19 protein-coding genes and 1 pseudogene are annotated in these 21,677 nt (G+C 63.6%); 15 read left to right on the top strand and 5 right to left on the bottom strand.

What is annotated here, in order from left to right; genetic code table 11:
- A partial coding sequence (locus tag ACO6VM_RS15025; RefSeq protein ID WP_422403422.1) for an IS256 family transposase occupies window positions 1-1,238 on the bottom strand: 1,238 nt, incomplete at its 3' end.
- Between the two features lie 78 nt (window positions 1,239-1,316).
- On the bottom strand, window positions 1,317-2,681 hold the full coding sequence (locus tag ACO6VM_RS15020) for a PLP-dependent aminotransferase family protein (RefSeq protein ID WP_422403489.1): 1,365 nt from the start codon (window positions 2,679-2,681) through the stop codon (window positions 1,317-1,319).
- Window positions 2,682-2,757: 76 nt separating this feature from the next.
- On the opposite strand from ACO6VM_RS15020, the gene ACO6VM_RS15015 reads away from it, so the two are divergent.
- From ACO6VM_RS15015 to ACO6VM_RS14975, 9 genes and pseudogenes are all read left to right on the top strand, one after another.
- Complete coding sequence (locus ACO6VM_RS15015; protein ID WP_422403488.1) at window positions 2,758-3,723, top strand: threonine dehydratase; 966 nt, start codon at window positions 2,758-2,760, stop codon at window positions 3,721-3,723.
- A gap of 299 nt (window positions 3,724-4,022) precedes the next feature.
- Window positions 4,023-4,355, top strand: a complete 333-nt coding sequence (locus ACO6VM_RS15010) for a type II toxin-antitoxin system HicB family antitoxin (protein WP_422403487.1) — start codon at window positions 4,023-4,025, stop codon at window positions 4,353-4,355.
- A gap of 79 nt (window positions 4,356-4,434) precedes the next feature.
- Window positions 4,435-5,076 carry a LysE family translocator gene (locus ACO6VM_RS15005; RefSeq protein WP_422403486.1) on the top strand — a complete coding sequence of 214 codons (642 nt, stop codon included), beginning with the start codon at window positions 4,435-4,437 and terminating at the stop codon, window positions 5,074-5,076.
- A gap of 321 nt (window positions 5,077-5,397) precedes the next feature.
- Window positions 5,398-7,440: a type VI secretion system tip protein TssI/VgrG gene (gene tssI / locus ACO6VM_RS15000; protein ID WP_422403485.1), complete on the top strand. Its 2,043-nt coding sequence runs from the start codon at window positions 5,398-5,400 to the stop codon at window positions 7,438-7,440.
- Window positions 7,430-8,170, top strand: coding sequence for a DUF4123 domain-containing protein (locus tag ACO6VM_RS14995; protein WP_422403484.1), 741 nt, complete (start codon window positions 7,430-7,432; stop codon window positions 8,168-8,170). The genes tssI and ACO6VM_RS14995 overlap by 11 nt, the downstream gene beginning before the upstream one ends.
- Window positions 8,167-12,984 (top strand): RHS repeat-associated core domain-containing protein, encoded by a 4,818-nt coding sequence (locus ACO6VM_RS14990; RefSeq protein WP_422403483.1) that lies wholly within the window; start codon window positions 8,167-8,169, stop codon window positions 12,982-12,984. The genes ACO6VM_RS14995 and ACO6VM_RS14990 overlap by 4 nt, the downstream gene beginning before the upstream one ends.
- Window positions 12,985-12,989: 5 nt before the next feature.
- Entirely contained in the window at window positions 12,990-13,370 is a 381-nt protein-coding gene (locus tag ACO6VM_RS14985) for a hypothetical protein (protein WP_323828530.1), read from the top strand.
- Window positions 13,371-13,496: 126 nt separating this feature from the next.
- Complete coding sequence (locus ACO6VM_RS14980; RefSeq protein ID WP_401056576.1) at window positions 13,497-13,862, top strand: hypothetical protein; 366 nt, start codon at window positions 13,497-13,499, stop codon at window positions 13,860-13,862.
- A gap of 67 nt (window positions 13,863-13,929) precedes the next feature.
- Window positions 13,930-14,133 (top strand): annotated as a pseudogene (locus tag ACO6VM_RS14975) (RHS repeat-associated core domain-containing protein); the annotation flags it as partial.
- On the opposite strand, the gene ACO6VM_RS14970 reads toward ACO6VM_RS14975, so the two are convergent.
- Window positions 14,096-14,923 carry an AraC family transcriptional regulator gene (locus ACO6VM_RS14970; RefSeq protein WP_422403482.1) on the bottom strand — a complete coding sequence of 276 codons (828 nt, stop codon included), beginning with the start codon at window positions 14,921-14,923 and terminating at the stop codon, window positions 14,096-14,098. The pseudogene ACO6VM_RS14975 and the gene ACO6VM_RS14970 overlap by 38 nt on opposite strands.
- 90 nt (window positions 14,924-15,013) lie before the next feature.
- Between ACO6VM_RS14970 and ACO6VM_RS14965 the strand changes: the two genes are divergently transcribed.
- The 5 genes from ACO6VM_RS14965 (at window position 15,014) to ACO6VM_RS14945 (ending at window position 18,144) form a co-directional block, all read left to right on the top strand.
- Window positions 15,014-15,487: a GyrI-like domain-containing protein gene (locus ACO6VM_RS14965; RefSeq protein WP_422403481.1), complete on the top strand. Its 474-nt coding sequence runs from the start codon at window positions 15,014-15,016 to the stop codon at window positions 15,485-15,487.
- Window positions 15,488-15,592: 105 nt separating this feature from the next.
- Window positions 15,593-16,018, top strand: coding sequence for a YybH family protein (locus ACO6VM_RS14960; RefSeq protein WP_153785871.1), 426 nt, complete (start codon window positions 15,593-15,595; stop codon window positions 16,016-16,018).
- A gap of 42 nt (window positions 16,019-16,060) precedes the next feature.
- A complete protein-coding gene (locus ACO6VM_RS14955) occupies window positions 16,061-16,405 on the top strand; it encodes a YciI family protein (RefSeq protein ID WP_110995919.1) in 345 nt (114 codons plus the stop codon).
- Between the two features lie 15 nt (window positions 16,406-16,420).
- Entirely contained in the window at window positions 16,421-16,906 is a 486-nt protein-coding gene (locus ACO6VM_RS14950) for an SRPBCC family protein (protein WP_422403480.1), read from the top strand.
- Window positions 16,906-18,144, top strand: a complete 1,239-nt coding sequence (locus ACO6VM_RS14945) for an RNA polymerase sigma factor (protein WP_422403479.1) — start codon at window positions 16,906-16,908, stop codon at window positions 18,142-18,144. Before ACO6VM_RS14950 ends, ACO6VM_RS14945 begins: the two co-directional genes overlap by 1 nt.
- Window positions 18,145-18,256: 112 nt before the next feature.
- On the opposite strand, the gene ACO6VM_RS14940 is transcribed toward ACO6VM_RS14945, so the two are convergent.
- Both ACO6VM_RS14940 and ACO6VM_RS14935 read right to left on the bottom strand, forming a co-directional pair.
- On the bottom strand, window positions 18,257-18,727 hold the full coding sequence (locus ACO6VM_RS14940; protein WP_347148530.1) for a MaoC family dehydratase: 471 nt from the start codon (window positions 18,725-18,727) through the stop codon (window positions 18,257-18,259).
- A 34-nt stretch (window positions 18,728-18,761) separates the two neighbouring features.
- Entirely contained in the window at window positions 18,762-19,706 is a 945-nt protein-coding gene (locus tag ACO6VM_RS14935; RefSeq protein ID WP_401056565.1) for an alpha/beta hydrolase, read from the bottom strand.
- Between the two features lie 202 nt (window positions 19,707-19,908).
- On the opposite strand from ACO6VM_RS14935, the gene fadD2 reads away from it, so the two are divergent.
- Window positions 19,909-21,597 carry a long-chain-fatty-acid--CoA ligase FadD2 gene (gene fadD2, locus ACO6VM_RS14930; protein WP_422403478.1) on the top strand — a complete coding sequence of 563 codons (1,689 nt, stop codon included), beginning with the start codon at window positions 19,909-19,911 and terminating at the stop codon, window positions 21,595-21,597.
- Window positions 21,598-21,677: the final 80 nt, after the last annotated feature.

Genomic DNA, 21,677 nt, shown 5'->3' with positions numbered 1-21,677 from the left:
CTGATGAACCGATCTCCGTACAGAATCGCAAACTGATTCATTGCACTTTTCCAATCATGCGCCGCCGAGCCCCAATTCGCCGTGATGTTTCGCAGCCCCAGCCAGATCAGTTTGGTGGCTGCGTCATCGTTCGGAAAATGGCCCCGGGTCTTGATGATCTTGCGTAGCTGAGCATTGATGCTCTCAATGGCGTTGGTGGTGTAAATCACCTTCCTGATGGCCGGTGGGAAGACGAAAAATGGAATCACTCGATCCCAGGCGCGCCTCCAGGCAGCCACCACCGTCGGATATTTCTCGCCCCACGGCCCGCTCTCAAACTCATCGAGTGCTTGCTCAGCCGCTTCGGCATTGATGGCTTGGTAAATCGGTTTCAGCGCTTTGGCCAGCTCTCGACGCTTGTCCCACGCCGCATAGTCCAGGCTGTTGCGGATCAGGTGCACGATGCATGTCTGCAACGTCGTCTCTGGAAATACTGCGCTGAGGGCTTCTGGCATGCCTTTGAGGCCGTCGGTCACGGCAATCAGCACGTCCTCGACGCCACGCTTCTTGAGATCGTTAAAGACCTTCATCCAGAACTTTGCACCCTCGGTGTTCTCGATCCAGATGCCCAGGATATCGCGCGTCCCGTCGGGAAGAACGCCCAGCGCCAGGTAAATGGCCTTATTGCGCACCAGGCCTTCTTCGCGGATCTTCACCCGCAGCGCATCGAAGAAAATGACCGGGTACATCGGCTCCAGTGGCCGCTGCTGCCACGCGCCAATCTCTTCCATGACCTCGTCTGTCACAGAGCTGATGAAATCGGGTGAAACGTCGGTTCCATACTGCTCGGACAGGAAGGCCCGTATCTCTCTGACCGTCATTCCACGGGCGTACATGGCGATGATTTTGTCATCGAATCCGGTGTAACGGCGCTCATGCTTGGGGATCAGAATGGGCGAGAAGCTGCCGTCACGGTCCCGAGGGATATCCAGCCGTAGCGGGCCATCGCCTGTCAGCACAGTCTTGCCACTCGTGCCATTGCGCTGGTTGGTCTCATCCTCTGGGCGCTGCGCGCCCGGAGGATAGCCCAGGTGATGACCAAGTTCGGCGTTCAGGGCTCGCTCGATCAGTGCTTTCTTGAAGGCGGCAGAGGCCTCCTCAATGGCCTCGGCGGTCATCAGCGGGGTCGCGGAAAACTGTTCAAGCAGCTCTTTCGGGACCTTCGGTAACTCTCGAAGCGGTTTCTTTTTGGTTGGCATACATGCACCTCTTACTCATGGTATGCCCGAACACAAAATTTCTGACACCCTCTACAGGCAATGCCAACCGGTGGTCCTTTACGCCTGTTCCGCCATCACCCGGGCAACAATTTCCAGCCCCTGCTTCAACTGGGCGCGGCCAAGTGCCGCTGACAGGCTGATCCGCACCGCCTGCAGCGTCTGTGTACCAATCGCGAACACGCTCGCCGGGACCACCTCGACACCCTGCGCGCGGCAGCGCCCCACCAGCGTTTCGGCATCGCCAGGCGTGGCGACCCAGGCATGCGGTGAAGGCACTGCACCGGCCACAAGGTGATCGCCCAATGTCGCCCGCGCCAGGCGCCAGCGCTCGCCGATTTCCTGCCTTTGCCAGGCCAGCCGCCGTGCGGCGGTGCCGTCGGCAATCCACTGGCAGGCAATGTGCAAATTCAGCGGCGAAACCGGCCAGTGGGTGGCCTGGGCATGGGGGTCGATCTGTTCGAGCAAGCCCGGGCGGGCGGCGATCCAGCCCAGGCGTAGCCCGGCGGCGACCGTCTTGGACAGGCTGCTGATCAGGATGCCGCGGCCCCCCAGCAACGGATACAGCGGCTGGCTGTCTGCCAGCGCCCCATACACGTCATCTTCGATCACCAGCAGTTGGTGGCGCCTGACCACGTCGGCCAGGGCCTGGCGCCGTTCGTCGCTGGGGCAGGCAGCGGTGGGGTTGTGCAGGGTCGGGGTGGTCACCAGCATGCGCGAACCGCTGGCGCGGGCAACCCGGTCCAGTTGCTCTGGGCACAGGCCCTGCTCATCCAGCGCCACACCGTGCACCGGCAGGCGCAGTTGGCGACAGGCGGCTTTGATGCCCGGGGCGGTCAGCGCCTCGACCATGACCGGTTCACCGGCCTGGCACAGCGACTGCAATATCGTCGTCAGGCCTTGCTGGGCACCGCCGCACAGCAGCAGTTCATCCGGCGCCAGGGTCAGGCCGCGGTTGGCCAGCCAGCGGGCACCCTGCACACGGCCGAGCAGCAATTGCTCGGGGCCCAGGTAGTGTTCGAGCAGGGCGGTTTCACCCTGGCTGAGGAGGGCCTGCAAGCTGTGTTGCAGGTCCAGGTTATGCGGGTCGGCTACCGGCACGTTGGTCGACAGGTCGATGACCGCCTGCTGGTGGCCCGGTTGCTTGAGACGGAACAGCGTGGCCTCCTTGCTTCCCGCCAGCACATAGGTGCCACGCCCCACCTCGCCGGACACCAGGTGCCGCGCGGCTGCCTCACGGTAGGCCTGCTGCGTGGTGCTGGGGTTGAGGCCGAGGGTCCAGGCCAGCCGGCGCTGGGGCGGCAGGCGCTCACCCACCTTGAGTTCACCGCGTTCGATGGCCTCGGCAATGGCTGCCACCAGTGCCAGGTAACGCGGCTGGCCGTCATCGGCCAGGGTTGGAGTCCACACGATATTGCCACCCATGCAATATAACTTTGGACCCATACAATGCCCGGCGCTTAGGATCGGTTCAACCTCGTACCGATGAAGGATGATCGTCATGTTCGACCTGCCCGCGCTGCGTGAAGCGGCCACTTACGTCCATCAGCACGTCCCGCCGACCCCGCAGCACGCCTGGCCTCTGCTGGCCGAGCGGGTTGGCTGCCAGTTGTGGGTCAAGCATGAGAACCATGCCCCCACCGGCGCTTTCAAGGTGCGCGGCGGGTTGGTCTATGTGCGCTCGCTGCTGGCCCAGGCTGTGTTGCCGCGTGGTCTGGTCACCGCCACCCGTGGCAACCATGGCCAGAGCATGGCCTTGGCGGCACGCCAGGCTGGCCTGCCCCTGGTGATCGTGGTGCCTGAAGGTAACTCGCGGGAGAAGAACGCCGCCATGCGCGCCCTCGGCGCCGAACTGGTGGAGCATGGCGTCGATTTCGACGTGGCGCGTGAAGAAGCGGCCCGCCTGGCCGAAGTGCGTGGCTATGCCATGGTGCCGTCGTTCCATCCGGAACTGGTGAAGGGCGTTGCCACCTACGCCCTGGAGCTGTTCGAAGCGGTCGCCGACCTGGATTGTGTGTATGTGCCGATCGGCATGGGCTCGGGCATTTGCGGGCTGATCCAGGCGCGCAACCTGCTGGGGCTGCGCACCGAGATCGTCGGTGTGGTCTCCGGCGCGGCGGATGCCTACGCGCAAAGCTTCGAACAAGGCCGCATCGTCACCACCGCCAGCGCCAACACCTTTGCCGACGGCATGGCCTGCCGGGTTCCTCATCCGGAGGCCTTTGCGCTGGTGCGCGAGCATGCCGCACGTATCGTGCGCGTGAGCGATGACGAGATCGCCAGCGCCATGCGCCTGTATCACGAAACTACCCACAACACCGCTGAAGGGGCAGGGGCTGCCGCGCTGGCAGCGCTCATGCAGGAGCGTGGGCGCCAGGCCGGCAAACGGGTGGCGGTGGTGTTGAGCGGGGCGAATGTGGACCGTGAACGCTATGCGCGGGTATTGGCGGGTGATGAAAAATCCTGACTGAATGTTGTGGACGGAATTGCTATCTTAATTTGATAGCATTTCCCGATGAACACAGGATATCGCAAGATCCTGGACAGTATTTTCCGAACGCCGACCACGGCATCACTGCCTTTTGCCGAAATCCAGGCATTGGTGCTGTACCTCGGCGGCCAGGTATTTGAACGGCAGGGCTCCCGAGTAAAGATCCTGCTGGGTGAGCAGTGCTGGCGATGCCACCGCCCACATCCTGGCAAGGAGGCCAGGCGGTATCAGATTGAAGAAGCCCGCGAGTTTCTGTTGCGGGCAGGAGTCCGACCATGAGCTGCATGCGCTACAAGGGCTATGCCGCCCGCATCGATTACAACGCACGTGACGATATCTTCGTCGGCCGTGTACTTGGCCTGCGCGATATCATCAGCTTCCACGCAAGCTCCGTACCCGAGCTGCATGAAGCGTTTCGCGAGGCGCTGGACGATTACCTGGCCGATTGCGCCGAGCAGGGCATCACCCCTGAAAAACCAGCCTCTGGCAAAGTCATGCTGCGCATCCGCCCGGAAGTCCATGCGGCCGCCAGTATTGCCGCCCATGCTGCCGGCAAGAGCCTCAACCAATGGGCTGATGAGGTCTTCGAGCAGGCGGCGATGGCCTGAGCAGGCGCAATTTTTTCCAATACCGGCGCGCCTCGCCCAGTGTTCAATTGGCCAACTTTCTCACTGCACCGAGTGCGCCATGCCTTTTTCCAACGGTTTCCTCCTCAGCCTGTCCCTGTGCCTGGACATCGGCGTGGCCAATATCGCCATGATCACCCTGGCCATGCAACGTGGTTTTCTCAAGGGCTTCTGGCTGGGCTTGGGTACCTGCGTCGGCGACCTAGTCTATGCCATCGCCGCCCTGGCCGGGATGACCGTGTTGCTGCAGTTCGAAAGCGTGCGCTGGACCCTGTGGCTGGGCGGTTCGGCGTTGCTGGTGTGGTTCGCCGTGAAGATGCTGCTGGCGGCCTGGCGTGGCGGGCACCTGGAGGGGCGTGGGCAGGTGGTAGTTGAGTCGGGCTGGCGCGAGTTCCTGCGCGGGATCTTCCTGGCCATGTCCTCGCCCAGTGCGATCCTCTGGTTCGCCGCGGTGGGCGGGGTGCTGATTTCCCGCTCGGGTGGCGGCAGCCTGTTCGAAGCCGGGATGTTCCTCGCCGGCTTCTTCGCTGCCGGGTTGGTCTGGTGCCTGTCGCTGTGCGGCATCGCCAGCCATGGCGGGCGCTTGCTCGGCGATCGGCTGCTGACCTGGTCCTACCTGCTGTCGGCGGCGATCTTCTGTTACTTCGCGGTGTACGTGATCTTGTCTGGGTATCGCGAGTTCATTCTGGCTGTTCCCGTCTGAAACGGCCTGGTCGTGCCGGACGGTGTTTATAAGTTTGTTTAATCGTTTGCTTCATTATTCGGATGTTTCCGATGCGCCTATAGGAAGCGTCCGAATTGATAAATGCAGCGAAGTTAAAATATCCCGGTGTTTTTATAAATAACGATTTGAAATAATTTCGTATTTCTTCTTTTAAATCATTCGCTTGTGTTTAATTGCGCAGAAGTTGGCGCATTTTCATTGCCTTATGATTCGGGTGCTTATTTATCGTTCTAGAGCGACCCCTTACTTGCACGGAATGCAAGTGGGGCGCTTTGGACGTACCTGTCATAAGGAATGCGAATGTCCGGCCCTGGCGATCAACCCCCTTTCAGTTTGCAGGTTCATGGTGTTCAAACGGACTTGCAGGTTTTGCGTTTCAAAGGGGCAGAGGCACTGAGTTGCCCCTATTCATTCCACCTCGAACTGGTCAGTGAAGACCCGTCGCTCGACCTCGAAAGCCTGCTGCACAAACTGGCCACGCTGCGGGTCGGCAACGATGAGCAGTGCTTCCACGGCCAGGTCGCCAGCGTCGCTCAGGCTGACAGCGGGCGGCGGTTGACCCATTACCGGCTGGAGCTGGTGCCGCGCCTGGCCAGCCTGGCGCACTGCCGCAACCTGCGGATCTTCCAGCAGCAGAACGTGCCGCAGATCATCGCCGGGGTGCTCAAGGCTCACGGTATCCTCGCCGACGCCTACGTGTTCCGCCTCGGCCCCACCCCATACCCAAAACGCGAGTACTGCACCCAGTACGACGAGACCGACCTCGCCTTCGTGCAGCGCCTGTGCGAGGAGGAGGGGCTGCACTACCACTTCGAGCACAGCGCCGACGCCCACCTGCTGGTGTTCGGCGACGAGCAGAGCGCCTTCCCGCGCCTGGCGCGGCCCACCCCCTTCGCGCCGCACAGCGGCCAGGTCGCGCAGCAGCCGGTGGTCAGCCAGTTCGGCGCGCGGGTGGCGGCGCGCACCGGGCGGGTCAGCCGGCGCGATTATGACCCGCTCAAGCCCAAGCTACTGCTCGAAGCCCAGCATCAACCCGAACTGCCCGTGCCCCAGCCGGACCTGGAGGATTACGGCTATCCGGGGTATTTCACTGACCGCGAACGAGGCCGCCAGCTGAGCCAGCGGGCCCTGGAAGGCCACCGTGCCGACTACCTGCAAGCCGAAGGCGCGAGCGACCAGCCGGCCTTGCGCTGCGGTCATTTTTTCACCCTCGAGGACCATCCACGCACAACCTGGAACGCGCTCTGGCTGTTGGCCGAGGTCACCCACGAGGGCCATCAGCCCCAGGTGCTGGAGGAGGCCGACGCCAGCGCCGCTGGCGAGGCCTGGCAAGGCTACGGCAACACTTTCAAGGCTTTGCCCTGGGGCACCCCCTACCGGCCGCCCGCCCCCAGCCCTCGGCCTCGGGTACACGGCGCCCAGACCGCCCGAGTGACCGGCCCGCAAGGGGAGGAGATCCACTGCGACCGCCTTGGCCGGATCAAGGTGCAGTTCCACTGGGATCGCGATGGCCGGCTCGATGAAAAGACCAGCTGCTGGCTGCGCGTCGCCAGCCAGTGGGCCGGCAACCAGTACGGCGGGCTGGTCATCCCGCGGGTGGGCATGGAAGTGCTGGTGAGCTTCCTCGACGGCAACCCCGACCGGCCGCTGGTCACCGGCTGCCTGTACCACGCCGAGCACCAGCCGCCCTATGAGCTGCCCGCCAACAAGACCCGCAGCGTGTTCAAGACCTGCAGCTCGCCCGCCGCCGAAGGCCACAACGAGCTGCGTATCGAGGACCGCGCCGGCCAGGAGCAGATCTACATCCACGCCCAGCGTGACTGGGAGCAGCGTATCGGCCACGACCAGCGCAGTCACGTTGGCCATGAGCGCCACGACACTGTGCTGGCCGATGTACACAGCGAGTACCACGCCCAGCAACACCGCACCGTGCACGGCGATCGCAAGACCGAGCTGCGCGGCGACGACCACCTGACCGTCGCCAACAGCCGGCATATCACCCTGGGCCAGGCCTTGCTGGTGGAGGCCGGGCAGGAAATCCACCTGTCGGCCGGCAAGCGCCTGGTGCTGGATGCCGGTAGCGAGGTGGTGCTGCGGGCGGGCGGCGGTTTCGTGCGGATCGCGGCCGGCGGGGTGACCGTGGGGGGCGCGCTGTATGTCGACTCCAGCGGCCAGGTCGCCGCCGGCACCCCGGCCGCGCCACTGCTGCCGGGTATCACGGCCGAGGCCGAACGCTCGGTGGCGGGCCTGCCGCTGACCCAGGCGCAGCTCGACACCTTCCGGCGCAATGCCGCGTTCTGCGAGGAATGCGAGCGGTGCAAGGAGGGTGCCTGTGAGCTTTGAATCCCTTGCCCCCCAAGACTGGCTGGCAGCCAGCCCGCTGGCTGATGGTGAGCGGCATTACCTGGTGTTCGGCAGCCTTGCAAAGGCCGATACGCTGGCCGCCTACCGGCAGCGCGATGGCTCCCACGTGCCCCAGCCGCTGTGGAAAGATACCCCCTATGCCGGCTGGCTGGAGGCCATGCCTTACCTGGTGGAGGCCGCGCCGCAAGGGGACTTCCTCACCTGGTGCAGTAACCAGCGCTGCCTTGACTGGGGCTGGCTGGCGGTGTCCTCGCACCCCCCGACCCTGGTGTTCGACTACCTGCGCAGCCTGACCCAGGTGAAGCTGCCCGACGGCACCGCGGTGTTCCTGCGTCTGTGGGACGGCCATCAGTTGCTGGCCCTGCTCGATCACCACGCGCCAGGCGAGGCGCCGCTGCTGCCGGTATTCAGCCGCGTCTGGTGCAACGGCCAGGCCCGTCCGCTACGCCAGGCGCAGCGCCTGAACATCGAACCCTTCCCTTGGTGGCAAGTGAGTGCCGCGCTACTCGAGCGCCTGCACCGCCACGACCCCGGCCCGGTGCTGGACAACCTCATGCAATGGCTGCGCGAGGCCCATGCCGACCTTTACTTCGCCCTCCCCGAGGCCAACCTGCGCTGCAAGGTCGCGCGCCTGGCCCTGGGTGCTCCGCTCGACCCGCCGGCCCTGGAACGGTTGCTGGCGCACGTGAACAAGGACATCACGCCATGAGCCTGATCATCTACGCCAAGTTCCTCCTCGACAATCTCGATGCTCACAAGCCCGATGGCCCGGCACGCATCGCCGCTTTCCGCCAGCACAGTCTCGCCACCTTCGAAGCGCTGCAGGACAGCTTCTTGCTGGGCTGGGCGCTGGACCTGGAGCAAGAGCTGCGCTTCACCGATAGTGCCGGCAGTGAGGTGATGCGTCAGGCCAAGGGCCTCGGCGAACGGCGTATCACCGGCTACGCCAACTGCCCGGCCAATGGCGTGCTGAATATCGTGCACCGCTTCGAAAGCCTGGCCTTCGTGCCCATCGGCGGCACCCCCTACCAGCTGGTCGAGCAGGTGGCGGCGGGCCAGAGCCCACAGCGCTTCGAAGGGGTGCTCGACGCCAACGGCCAGGCAACCATCAGCGGCTGCCACGCCAACCGCCGCTACCGCCTGTACTTCCACCCCAAGGTCGGCGCGGCCGAGGTCCAGGCCCTGTACGCCTCGTACGACAGCCTGCTCGACCAGCTCAAGGGCTGGCTGGACGGCGAGTGGGCCGAACGTATCGCCCCGCATTGGGACCGCATGCCGCCGGTGGGGTCGATGCAGCGCGTGAACGACATCCACAAGGCGATGGCCAAGGGTGTCGGCAGCGTGCTGATGAACCTGTTCGACGACCTCAAGGCCCTGGTCAAGCTGCTGTTCAACCTCGACGGCGCGCGCGACCAGCTGTTGCAGTTCATCAGCGAGGCCGACTTCGACAAGCTCAAGGCCCAGGCCGGCAGCCTGCTGCACACCGCCTTCCTGATGCTCGACGACGAGCTGCTGATGTTCTACTACGCCACCGCGATCCTGCAGTGGCTGGCCCTGAGCCCGCCCGAGTGGCAGGCCCAGGCCTACGCCATGCTCAATGCCGGGCTGTTGCTGGATGTGCTGTTGGGGATCGTGCTGTCCGGCGGCCTGGGGCTGGCGTTCCGCCTCACCGCCAAGGGCCTCAAGTACGCCAGCAATACCGCCCGGGGGGTCGACGGCTTGCTGGACGGCCTGCAACGGCTGATCGATCTCAGCCGCCAGCATGCCCTGGCGACCCATACCAAACGCGCCCAGCCGCTCTTGACCGGCGGCAGTGTCGAGGTCAACAGCGCGGCCAAGGTACCGCTGGCAATCAAGAGCGCCGCGCAGGGCATCGACCTGGTCGTGGACGATGCCGTGTCGGTGGTGCGCGGCAAGCGCCACAGCACACTGCGGGTGGAGCAGGAGCTCGACCTGCCCGATGCCCCCAGCCAGCCGCGCACCCCCAGCGACAAGCCCGCCCAGCGCGCCGACGAGACCGCCACCCACCGCTGCCCGGTGTCGATGGTCACCGGCGAGGAGCTGCTCACCCTCAAGGATGCCGAGGTGTTCGGCGTGCTGCCGGTAGAGTGGGTGCGCCTGTACCGCACCAGCGCGGCTGAAATCGACCACGGCCTGGGCCCCGGCTGGAGCCACAGTCTGTGCCACCGCTTGCAGGCCGACGGCCAGGGCGTGCTGTGGTGCGACCACGAAAACCGCCGCACCCACTTCCCGATGCCGGACCGCCAGCGCCCGGTGATCGGCAACAGCCTGTGCAGCGCGGCGATCTACCTGGGCCAGGCCGACGGCGAACTGGTGATCGCCGAGGCCGGCGCGCGCCCACGCTACCTGCACTTCATCGACGGCCGGCTGATGGCCCTGAGCGACGCTTACGGCAACCGCGTCAGCCTGGCCTACGACCACGGCGGCCGCTTGCAGCACATCGACAACGGCGCCGGCAACCGCCTGCTGCTGAGCTACCAGCAAGGTCGTCTGGTGACGGTGGAGCAGCAGTTCTGGCAGTCGATGTACGACAGCAAGGGGCGCGAGCAGGCGCCCTGGGTGCGGGTGGCGACCCTGGCCACCTACCACTACAACGACGCCGGGCAACTGACCGAAGCCGGCAATGGCCTGGACGAGCGCGAGCGCTACCGCTATGACGCCGCCAACGTCATCCTTGAGCGCCAGCTGGCGGGGGGCGCGGCGTTCTACTGGGAGTGGGAAGGCGAGGGCCGGCACGCCCGCTGCGTGCGCCACTGGTCCAGCGTGCCGGGCCTGGAGGCCCGCTACCAGTGGGACGGCCAGGGCGGCGTGACGGTGCACAACGCCGATGGCAGCCAGCAGTTCTATCAGCACGACGACAAGGCCCGGCTGGTGCGCCAGGTAGACGCCGACGGCGCCGAGCACCACAAGACCTATGACGCCAAGGGCCGGCTGATCGGCGAGCGCAACCCGCTGGGTGCCGAAACCCTCTACAGCTACGACGACGCCGGGCAGCTGCTGTCGGTGCGCCCCGAGGACGGCGAGGCCACCCACTACCACTACCGCGACGGCCATGTGTGTGAAGTGCGCCGCGGCCAGGCGCGCTGGTTGTACCAGCGCAACGCCCAGGGCGATGTGGTCAGCCAGACCGACCCCTGCGGGCAGGTCACCGGCTACCGCTATGACGAACAGGGCCGCCTGGTCGCCATCCGCCAGGCCGACGGCGGCCTGCACGAGCTGGGCTGGAACGCCTCTGGGCAACTGGTCAGCGAAGCCCTGCCCGGCGGCGGTTCGCGGCGCTACCGCTACGACGCCCTCGGCCGCCTGGTGATGCGCCTGCGCGAGAATGCCTCGGCCACCCAGTACACCTGGGACCTGGCCGGGCGCCTGAGCGAAGTGTCGCTGCCTGGCGGCGGTGTGCGCCGCTATCAGTACAACGCCTATGGCCGGGTGACCGCGCAAAGCGACGAGCAGGGCCGGGTGACCCGCTTCGAATACGAAGGCGGCCTGCACCTGCCGTCGCGGCGCATCAACCCCGATGGCAGCTGTCTGCACTACCGCTACGACAACGGCCAGCTGCAACTGTCGCAAGTCATCAACGAGCGTGACGAATGCTACCGCCTGGCCTACCACGCCAACGGCCTGCTCGCCGAAGAAACCGGTTTCGACGGACGCGTCACCCGCTACGGCTACGACCTCAATGGCCAGCTACTGGAAAAGACCGAGCTGGGCGACGACGGCGAGCCCTGGTTGACCCGCTACACCCGCGACAAGCAAGGCCGGCTACTGGTCAAGACCCTGCCCGACGGCCAGCAGGTCAGCCACCAGTACGACGCCCTGGGCCGCCTTGTGCGGGTGGACGACGGCCACTGGCCGCTGGCCTACGAGTACGACCTGTGCGACCGCCTGGTTACCGAGCACCAGGGCTGGGCGACCCTGCACTACGGCTACGACGTGATGGGCCAGGTCAGCCATTGCCGCTTGCCCGACGGCAGCCGCCTCGAATACCGCTACCAGCCCGGTGGCCACCTGCAAACCATCGACCTCGACGGCCAGCGCCTCACCGCCCACCGCCATGGCCTCGGCCAGGAACTGGCCCGCGAGCAGGGCGAGCTGCTCAGCCAGTTCCAGCATGACGGCCAAGGCCGCCTGGTAAGCCAACGGGTCGATCGCAAGGAAGGCCCGGTGTTCATGCGCCGCTACCACTACGACGACAGCGGCAACCTGGCACGCCTGGAGGACACCCGCCGCGGCACCCGCAGCTACCACTACGACCCGCTCGACCGCTTGACCAGCGTGCGCGGCGAACTGGCCGAGTATTTCGTCCATGACCCCGCCGGCAACCTCCTGGCCCAGAGCGGCCTGCGCGGCGATCCCCGCGACGTGCAGGTGCAGGCCAACCGCCTGCTGATGCACGGCGACTGCCACTACAGCTACGACCGCTTCGGCAACCAGGCCAGCGAACGCCGCGGCCACGGCCAGCAGCTGGTCACCGATTACCAGTACGACAGCCAGCACCGCCTGGCCAGCGTCCAGCTGCCCGACGGCCGCCAGGCCCGCTACCGCTACGATGCCTTCGGACGGCGCGTGTCCAAGGACGTCGACGGCACCGAGACCGCCTTCATCTGGCAAGGCGAGCGCCTGCTGGCCGAGCACTGCCAGGGCCGCTGGCGCAGCTACGTGTACGAACCCGGCAGCTTCCGCCCGATGGTGATGCTGCTACGCGACGGCGACACCCCCGTCGAGGCCCTGCACTACCACCTCGACCACCTCGGCACTCCCCAGGAGCTGACCGCCGCCAACGGCCGCATCCGCTGGTCGGCGCGCTACCGCGCCTACGGCCACGTGCTGCGGCTGGACGTGGACCAGATCGACAACCCCCTGCGGTTCCAGGGGCAGTACTACGATGAAGAAACCGGGCTGCATTACAACCGGCACCGTTATTACAACCCACAGACAGGGCGGTATCTAACGCCGGATCCGATTGGATTGGCGGGTGGGGTCAATGGGTATTTGTATGGTGTGAATCCAACGGGGTGGGTGGATCCGTTGGGGTTGGAGGCAGTCTGTCCAGAGACCTGTAGTTATAAAGGGGTCTCTATCAGTGGGGGAATAAAAGATCATTTGTCAAAATTTGATGGTTACACTGTAAAGCAGGGGGTGAAAGGGGCGCATGATAGGGAAGAGTTTATGAAGGTGGTGGATGAGATGGGGCTGCATGTTTTGTCGGAAAAGGCTGGGCCACCTGGGATTTCTGAGATTACTTATGGGCGTGACAAGCTTAATTCGGCGTTGGAGGTTGTGGGGGTTAAAGAATTCGGCAACCCTAAGACAGTTTATGATCCTCGTGTTTTGTCTACTGACGAAATTTATGCGGCAGGGCTCGAGGCTGCAGTGTCAGGTTATCAAAAATCAGTAAAGAATGGTGAGAAGGTTTATAACTCAGTTTCCCGTGGTATAAAGTTTAGGGTTTATAAAGACGATTCTGGAGTGGTGGTGAATTTTCATCCATCCATGAGGTAGAAGAAATGAAATTGGAAGATGATAAGTCTGTTGCGTGGGATTGCTTGGTGGGGTTTAGAGAGTGTTCCAGTAGCTACGCAGATAGCTATATAGGTGTAATGCTTGGAAAGCTATTGGTCTATGAGGGTATTGCCGTAGAAGAATCTGGTGTGTACTTGGAGTGTGATGAGGATTTTCAAATGATTCCATCGTACTTGGTTGGTCGAGAAGGTTGTATGGCTTTTGAATTTATGGGTAAGAGCTTCGTATGTACTATGCCGGAGGGGGCGGAAATTATACGTGATTGGTGTGAGAGGAAAGTTTATCGTGATAGGGAAGTTGTTCTGGAAGCGTGTAATAAATTGGTGTCAGTTTATGGTGAAAGTGGCTTGGGGAAGCGTAAGTGAGAGTGGTTGTTGTGCTGTGCAAGGCGGCTAGATAAGGCTTAGTGCTATCGAGTGAGAGGGTGTGAGCTGAAATAGAATGTTATTAAGGGGCTTTTAATGGGTTGATGATCTGGTCAAGGTGGCTTTATGGCTGCATTTGGTTCTGCTGAAATTGTTAGTGCGTGCTTAATGGATTTTCGAGATTCAGGGGCAAAATATGTAGAGAGCTATCTTGATGTTTTGCTTGATTGCTTGTTGCAGTTTGAGGGTGTCGGTATTGAGATGTCTGGTGTGTTCGTTCATAAAGATGAGGATTTGGATAATATGCCGGCATACCTAGTTGATTTTGAAAATGGAATGGCGTTCGAGTTTATTGGGGAGTCTGCTGTATATAAAATGTCTGAGGGTGCAAGAATAATTTTTGATTGGTGCGAGGTGAATGTGAATAAGGATAAAGTGGAGGTGATGAATAAGTGTGATCGTTTGGTTTGTCTGTACGCTGACTATGGCTAATTGGCAGATTTTTGTGTTTGGATAACTCGGTGTGAATGGTCGTGTGTGAACGTGAAAATTGGCAATATACGGCCACTTGCTGCGGCTGGACATTGGCCACGTCGACAACCCCCTGCGCTTCCAGGGGCAGTACTACGATGAAGAAACCGGGCTGCATTACAACCGGCACCGCTATTAAAACCCTCAGACCGGGCGGTACCTGACGCCGGATCCGATTGGACTGGCGGGTGGGGTTAATGGGTATTTGTATGGTGTGAACCCGTCATCCTGGCCGCGCCACCCTTGTAGTGGGTCGCGTAGTGCTGCGGGGTTACCCCGTGCACGCGCCGGAAGGCACCGATGAAGTGGCTCTGATCATAAAAGCCCAGGCCGAGCGCCACGTCCTGCGGGTGCTGGCCTGCGCGCAGGCGGCGCCGCGCTTCGATCAGGCGCAGCTGCATGTGGTACTGCAGCGGCCCAAGGCCGGTGGCTTTCTTGAAGCAGCGCGCGTAGTGGTATTTGCTAAGCCCGGCCAGCTGCGCCAGTTGCTCAAGCTCCAGTCGGCTGTCGAGGTTCGCGTTCATCGCGGCCAGGCTGCGGCTGACCGCGAGCGACTGCTCGCCGGGCGTAACCGTGGGTTGTTCGAGCAATTGCGCCACCAGCAACAGCAATGCCTGCTCGCGTTCGCCAGCGTCGGCCCGAGCCAGGTCGAGCAGGGCTGCAAACAGGCCGGGGTGCTCGAGGATGCCCTGCTCGAACGCCGGGGGCTGGTCGGTCGAGCGCAGATTGTTGTCACCGATCACCTGGCGCAGGGTGTCGGTCGCCAGGTGCAGGCTGATGTATTCAACGCCGTCCGGGCCGAAGGTCGAAGCCTGCACGGCCAATGGGTTGTACAAGGTTACGCGCTGGGCGGGTACAGCCAGCTCGCGACCGTCCAGCCATATCTGTTCAGCGCCTCGCAAATTGGCACCCAGCACGTATTCGTCGTGGGTATGGCGAGCAAAACTGGCACTTCCCTGCGCGTGCACCCACGACAACTCCAGCTGTGCGCAGGCGAGCAGGGGTTGGCTGGTCAACGGCATGGGGCGCTTCTCTCTGGCGGATCTGGGCTACGCTATCGAACCAGCATGGCCCGGTGCAATGGCCGCCACGTCAATTCAGCGAGACCAATGATGATGAACCCGATCCCCGTTCGCTACGAAGATGGCCGGGCGCTGACCCTCGCCGGCTTCGCCGAGCGTTTCAGCATGGCCGATCTCAGTGGGCTACCGCGCCTGTGGCAGCGCTTCGGACCGCATATCGGGCATGTGCCCGGCGCCCATGGCCATGACAGTTATGGTGTGTGCTACAACCCCGACGGCCAGGGTGGCTTCGACTATCTGGCCGGCGTCGAGGTCGCTGCGACTGTCGGCTTGCCCGCCGGCTTCACTCACCTGACGCTCTCGCCGCAGCATTACGCAGTGTTTGAACACCACGGCAGCCTGCAGGGTATCAAGGCGACCTTCGACGGCATTTTCCAGCAGTGGCTGCCTGCCTCCGGCGAGCGCTCGGCCAACGCCGCGGTGTTCGAGCGTTACCCGGCCGGCTTCGACCCTGCCGACCCGCAGGCCGTCATGGAAATCTGGATTCCGCTCGAGCGCCGCTGAGGCGATGGGAAATTCTCCCAGGCGCTGTCGATTTGCCCGATCCCCGTTCGACCAAAGGTGAACGCAACATCAACACCGTCGCCCCAACGTCCGGAGGAACCATCGATGAACAGCGCAGCCGAACATGAAATCCGCCAACTGATCGAGCACTGGATCCAGGCCGTGCGTGATCGCGATGTCGACAAGATAGTCGCCCCCTATGCCGACGACATCCTCGCCTTCGATGCGATCCAGGCCCTGCAGTTCAAGGGCAAGGCCGCCTACCGCGCGCACTGGGAAATGTGCATGGGTTTTTGCACCGGCCCCATGGTATTCGAAGTGGCACAGCTGACCGTGCATGCCGACGGCGATCTGGGCCTGGCCCACTGGCTCAACCGCTGCGGGCCCTCTGACGATGAAAGCCAGTGCGGCTTCATGCGGGTCACGGTGGCGTACCGGCGTCAGGCGGGTCAATGGCAGGTCATCCATGAGCACTGGTCGGCACCTTTCGACATGGAAACGCAAAAAGCCCTGTTCGACCTCAAGCCCTGAAGCCTGTCGACCGCCCATCGCCACCTAACGCTGGAGACGATCATGAAATACCTGTGCCTGGTCTACTGTGATGAAGGGCTGTTGCACAGCCTGCCCGACAGCCCCGAAGACGCCGAATGCATGGCCTACGCCGAGTCCATCCAGGGCTCCGGGCGCATGCTCGCCGCCGAGGCGCTGAAGCCTGTGCAGACGGCGACCACGGTACGCGTGCGCGGTGGGCACATGAGCCTCACCGACGGCCCGTTCGCCGAAACCAAGGAGCAGCTGGCGGGCTTCTACCTGGTCGACGCCCGCGACCTCAACGAGGCGCTGAACATCGCCAAGGGCATCCCGGCAGCACGGGTTGGCAGTGTTGAAGTGCGGCCCGTACGCGAACTGCAACCCTGAAGGAGAACAACCAGCATGACACTGGCGCAACCGCTACAGGCCCCGCACGAGCTGTCCATCAGCCGCCTGATCGAGGCCCCGCCGGCCAAGGTGTTCCGGGCCTGGACCGAACCCCAATGGCTGATGCAGTGGTGGGGGCCGCACGGCATGACCACCCCGGAATGCGAGATGCAACTGTGGGCAGGCGGGCTGTTCCGCACCTTGATGCGTGCGCCTGAAGGCAGCGAATACCCGCATCAGGGCGTGTTCCTGGAAATCCACCCACCGCACCGACTGGTCTTCACCGACGCCTTCCGCCCAGGGTGGGTGCCGTCGGAGAAGGCCTTCATGACCGCCGTGATCACCTTCGACGAAGAGCATGGCAAGACCCGCTATACCGCGCGTGCCTGGCACTGGAGTGCCGCCGACTGCCTCGCCCATGAAGAAATGGGCTTTCATCAGGGCTGGGGAGAAAGCCTGGACCGCCTGGTGGAGGTTGTGACCCAGCGGATGCCGGACTGATGCAAGCGCCGGCGCAGGTGCGCGAGGAGGTCGAGGCGGTCTACCGCCGCGACTCGCGGCGCATCCTGGCTACCCTGATCCGCTTGCTGGGGGATTTCGACCTGGCTGAGGAGGCCCTGCACGATGCCTTCTTCGTTGCCGTCGAGCGTTGGCAGCGCGACGGCATCCCCGACAATCCGCGGGCCTGGCTGGTCTCGACGGGGCGTTTCAAAGCTATCGACGCCTTGCGCCGGCGTGCCCGTTTCGACCGTTCCCAGGCCGAGCTGATCATGCTGCTCGAAGGCGAGGCGCACGACCCCGGCGATGAGGAACTGCTGGCCGACGATCGTCTGCGTCTGATCTTCACCTGCTGCCACCCGTCGCTGGCCTTCGATGCCCAGGTGGCACTGACCCTGCGCGAGGTGTGCGACCTCACCACCGAGCAGATCGCCCGTGCCTTCCTGCAGAGCCCGACGACCATCGCCCAGCGTATTGTGCGCGCCAAGGCGAAGATCCGTGATGCCAGGATCCCCTACCAGGTGCCCGCCCTGAACGAGTTGCCCGAGCGTCTGGAAAGTGTGTTGCGGGTGATCTACCTGGTGTTCAACGAAGGCTATTCGGCTTCGACTGGCGAAGACGTGGTGACCCAGGCGTTGACCGATGAGGCTATTCGCCTGGGCCGATTGGTTGGGCAGTTGCTGCCGGATGCCGAGGTGCTCGGCCTGCTGGCGCTGATGCTGCTGCAGGCCTCGCGGCAAAGAGCGCGCAGCGATGCCGAAGGCGAACTGGTGGTGCTCGATGAGCAGGACCGCAGCCTGTGGGATCGCGCGCAGATCGAGGAAGGTTGTCAGTTGGTGCAGCGGGCGCTGCGCAGCCGCGCGTTCGGGCCCTACAGCCTGCAGGCGGCGATTGCCGCAGTCCATGCCGAGGCGCCCAGCGCCGCAGCCACGGACTGGGATGAGGTGGTCGGGTTGTATGAGGTGTTGCAACGGCATTGGCCGTCACCGGTGGTCGAGCTGAATCTTGCGGCAGCGCTGGCCCGCCGGGACGGTGCGCAGGTGGGACTGCAGGCCGTGGAGGCCATACTTGGGCGGGGCGAGCTGGGTGATTATCACCTGGCCCATGCCGCGCGGGCCGAGCTGCATCGGCAGTTGGGCAACATCGAGCAGGCTCGCAGTGCCTGGCAGCAGGCACTGGCGCTGACTCGGCAGGGGCCGGAGCGCAGGCATATCGAACGGCGTTTGCGCGAGCTGGGTTAGGCACAAACCTCGCAAGACCGTGCTCTGTGGGGCAACTGCCTGGTGTCATTCGCACTGGCCTCATCGCCGGCTTGCCAGCGAAAGGGGCCTGCAAGGCCCCCAAAAACAGTAATCAGCTGGCGACGAAATTCGGCGGGCTCACCAGTTCGACGGTCTGCAGCTTGCGCGGCGCCAGGATCTCGGCCTCACCGGCGACCACCAGCTCGTCGTTCTGGTTGTACACGTTGGTGGCGATGCGCACCTTGAACTTGGGCAGCTTCTCGAGCACTTCCAGGCGCACGGTCAGGGTGTCGCCGATCTTTACCGGCTTCTGGAAGCTCATCTGCTGGCCCAGGTAGATGGTGCCGGGGCCGGGCAGGGTGCAGGCCACCGCGGCGCTGATCAGCGCACCGCTGAACATGCCGTGGGCGATGCGTTCGCGGAACATGCTCTTGGCGGCGAACTCGGCGTCGAGGTGCACCGGGTTGTGGTCACCGGACATCGCGGCGAACAGCTGGATGTCGCGTTCTTCCACGGACTTCTTGTACTCAGCTTTCTGGCCGACTTCGAGGGCTTCGTAAGGCGTGTTGCTGACCTGGGTCATCGGGGCTTCCTTGTGGGGCGGGCGAGGCTGCCTATCATTCACTGCGGGCAGGGCGGCCAAGGGCCAGCGCCTGCTCCAGCCAGCCGATGATATCGGCGCTGACCTCGTCGCGATGGGTTTCGTTGAGCACTTCGTGCCGTGCGCCAGGATAGACGCGCAACTGCACGTGGCGGTTGCCGGTCGCGCGCAGGGCGTCGGCCAGAACCGTGAGACGCTTGCCGGCACTCACCGGATCACATTCACCGCCAATTACCAGCACTGGCAGGTTCGGATCGATCTGCGCGAGGTGCTTGGCCTGGCTGATCTGCGCCAGGCCCTGCAGCAGGTCGAGCCACAGTTGGTTGCTGCAGCGAAAGCCGCACAGCGGGTCGGCGATGTACTTGTCCACCTCGTCCGGATCGCGGCTGAGCCAGTCGAAGGCAGTGCGGTTGGGCTTGAACGCCTTGTTGAACGCACCGAACGACAGCCAGTCGATCAGCGCACTCTTGCCCAGCGGCCCCTGGCGCCAGGCTTCGAGCCGAGCGATCAGGCGCGCCGCACGATACAGCGCTGCAGGCTGGAAGTTCGAGCCACTGAGGATCGCCCCCTGCAGGCTGGCGCTGTGGTGCAGCAGGTAGGCCTGGGCGATATAGCTGCCCATGCTGTGGCCGAACAGGAACAGCGGTGTGCCGGGAAACTGCTGGCCGATGTGCTGGGCCAGCAAACCCAGGTCATTGACCACGGCATTCCAGCCATTGTGGCTGGCGAACAGGCCGAGGTGACCCAGTTCGGCGGTACGCCCGTGGCCACGCAGGTCTGGCGCGAACAGGGCGTAACCGGCGTCATTCAGGGCATGCCCCAGGCGCTGGTAGCGCCCGGCATGCTCGGCCATGCCATGGGCCAGCAACACCACGGCCTTGACCGGCGTGGCCGGCAGCCATTGGTGCACGTACAGGCTGCAATGCTCGCTGGCGGGCAGCCAGAAGGCGTCATGGGGCATGGCGGGTCCTTGCGCACGGAGTTCGAGGAACAGTGTATGCGCAAAGGCCACAATTGCAGGAAGGGCATAAATAAGATTCACAATGTTAATGGCAGCACTTGGCGTATTTGCCACCTTGGGCCGAACTGCTAACGTCGGCAGAACGCCTTTTTGCCACCTGGCATCAAGGTCAGGGAAGGTCCCGGCAGAGGAACAACAATAAATGCAAGCCGATTTCTGGAACGACAAGCGCCCGGCGGGCGTGCCTTCCACACTGGATTTGACGGCCTATGCGTCCGTCGTCGATGTTTTCGAGCGCTCCTGCAAGCGCTTCGCCGACCGCCCGGCATTCAGCAACCTGGGCGTGACCCTCAGCTATGCCGAGCTCGAACGCCACTCCGCGGCCTTCGCCGCTTGGCTGCAGCAGCATACCGACCTGGTACCGGGCGACCGCATCGCGGTGCAGATGCCCAACGTGCTGCAGTACCCCATCGCCGTGTTCGGCGCCCTGCGTGCCGGGCTGGTGGTGGTCAACACCAACCCGCTGTACACCGCACGCGAGATGCGCCACCAGTTCAAGGACTCCGGGGCCCGCGCGCTGGTCTACCTGAACATGTTCGGCAGCCGCGTGCAGGAAGTGTTGCCCGACACCGGCATCGAATATCTGATCGAGGCGAAGATGGGCGACCTGCTGCCCGCCGCCAAGGGCTGGTTGATCAATACCGTGGTCGACAAACTGAAGAAGATGGTGCCTGCCTACCAGTTGCCCCAGGCCGTGTCGTTCAAGCAGGTGTTGCGCCTGGGGCGTGGGCTGACACACAAACCGGTGCCGCAAGTGCACGACGATATCGCCGTGCTGCAGTACACCGGCGGCACTACCGGCCTGGCCAAGGGCGCGATGCTCAGCCACGGCAACCTGGTGGCCAACATGCTGCAGGTATTGGCTTGCTTCGCCCAGCATGGCCCCGACGGCCAGCCGCTGATCAAGGAAGGCCAGGAGGTCATGATCGCGCCGCTGCCGCTGTATCACATCTATGCATTCACCGCTAACTGCATGTGCATGATGGTCACCGGCAACCACAACGTGCTGATCACCAACCCCCGCGACATCTCGGGCTTCATCAAGGAGCTGGGCAAGTGGCGGTTCTCGGGGCTGCTGGGGCTGAACACACTGTTCGTCGCCTTGATGGACCACCCCGGCTTCAAATCGCTGGATTTTTCCGCACTCAAGGTCACCAACTCCGGCGGTACGGCGCTGGTCAAGGCCACCGCCGAGCGTTGGGAAGCCCTGACCGGCTGTCGCATCGTCGAAGGCTACGGCCTGACCGAGACGTCCCCGGTGGCCAGTACCAACCCTTATGGCCAATTGGCGCGGTTGGGGACGGTGGGTATCCCGGTGGTCGGTACGGCATTCAAGGTGATCGACGACGAGGGTAACGAGCAGCCGCTGGGTGAGCGCGGCGAGCTGTGCATCAAAGGGCCGCAGGTGATGAAGGGCTACTGGCAGCAACCGCAAGCCACGGCCGAGGCGCTGGATGCCGAAGGCTGGTTCAAGACCGGCGACATTGCGATCATCGACCCGGACGGCTTCACCCGTATCGTCGACCGCAAGAAGGACATGATCATCGTCTCGGGTTTCAACGTGTACCCCAACGAAATCGAGGACGTAGTGATGAACCACCCGCAGGTGGCCAGCTGTGCGGCCATCGGCGTACCGGACGAACGTTCCGGCGAGGCGGTCAAGCTGTTCGTGGTGCCGCGCGCGGGGGGGCTGAGCGTTGACGAGCTCAAGGCTTACTGCAAGGCCAACTTCACCGGCTACAAGGTGCCCAAGCACATCGTGCTGCGTGATTCGTTGCCGATGACACCGGTGGGCAAGATCTTGCGTCGGGAGCTGCGCGACATCGCCTGAGGCTTTGCAGGTCCTGGGGGGGGGGGGTTGGCCCCGAGAAAAGGGGAGAGGGAAGCGACCAACGCGAGGGGGAAACCAAC

It is taken from the genome of Pseudomonas sp. GZD-209 (assembly GCF_049310485.1).
Taxonomy (GTDB): domain Bacteria; phylum Pseudomonadota; class Gammaproteobacteria; order Pseudomonadales; family Pseudomonadaceae; genus Aquipseudomonas; species Aquipseudomonas sichuanensis.
The sequence above is the reverse complement of the archived record's forward strand: the minus strand, read 5'-3'. Positions and strand labels throughout refer to the sequence as shown.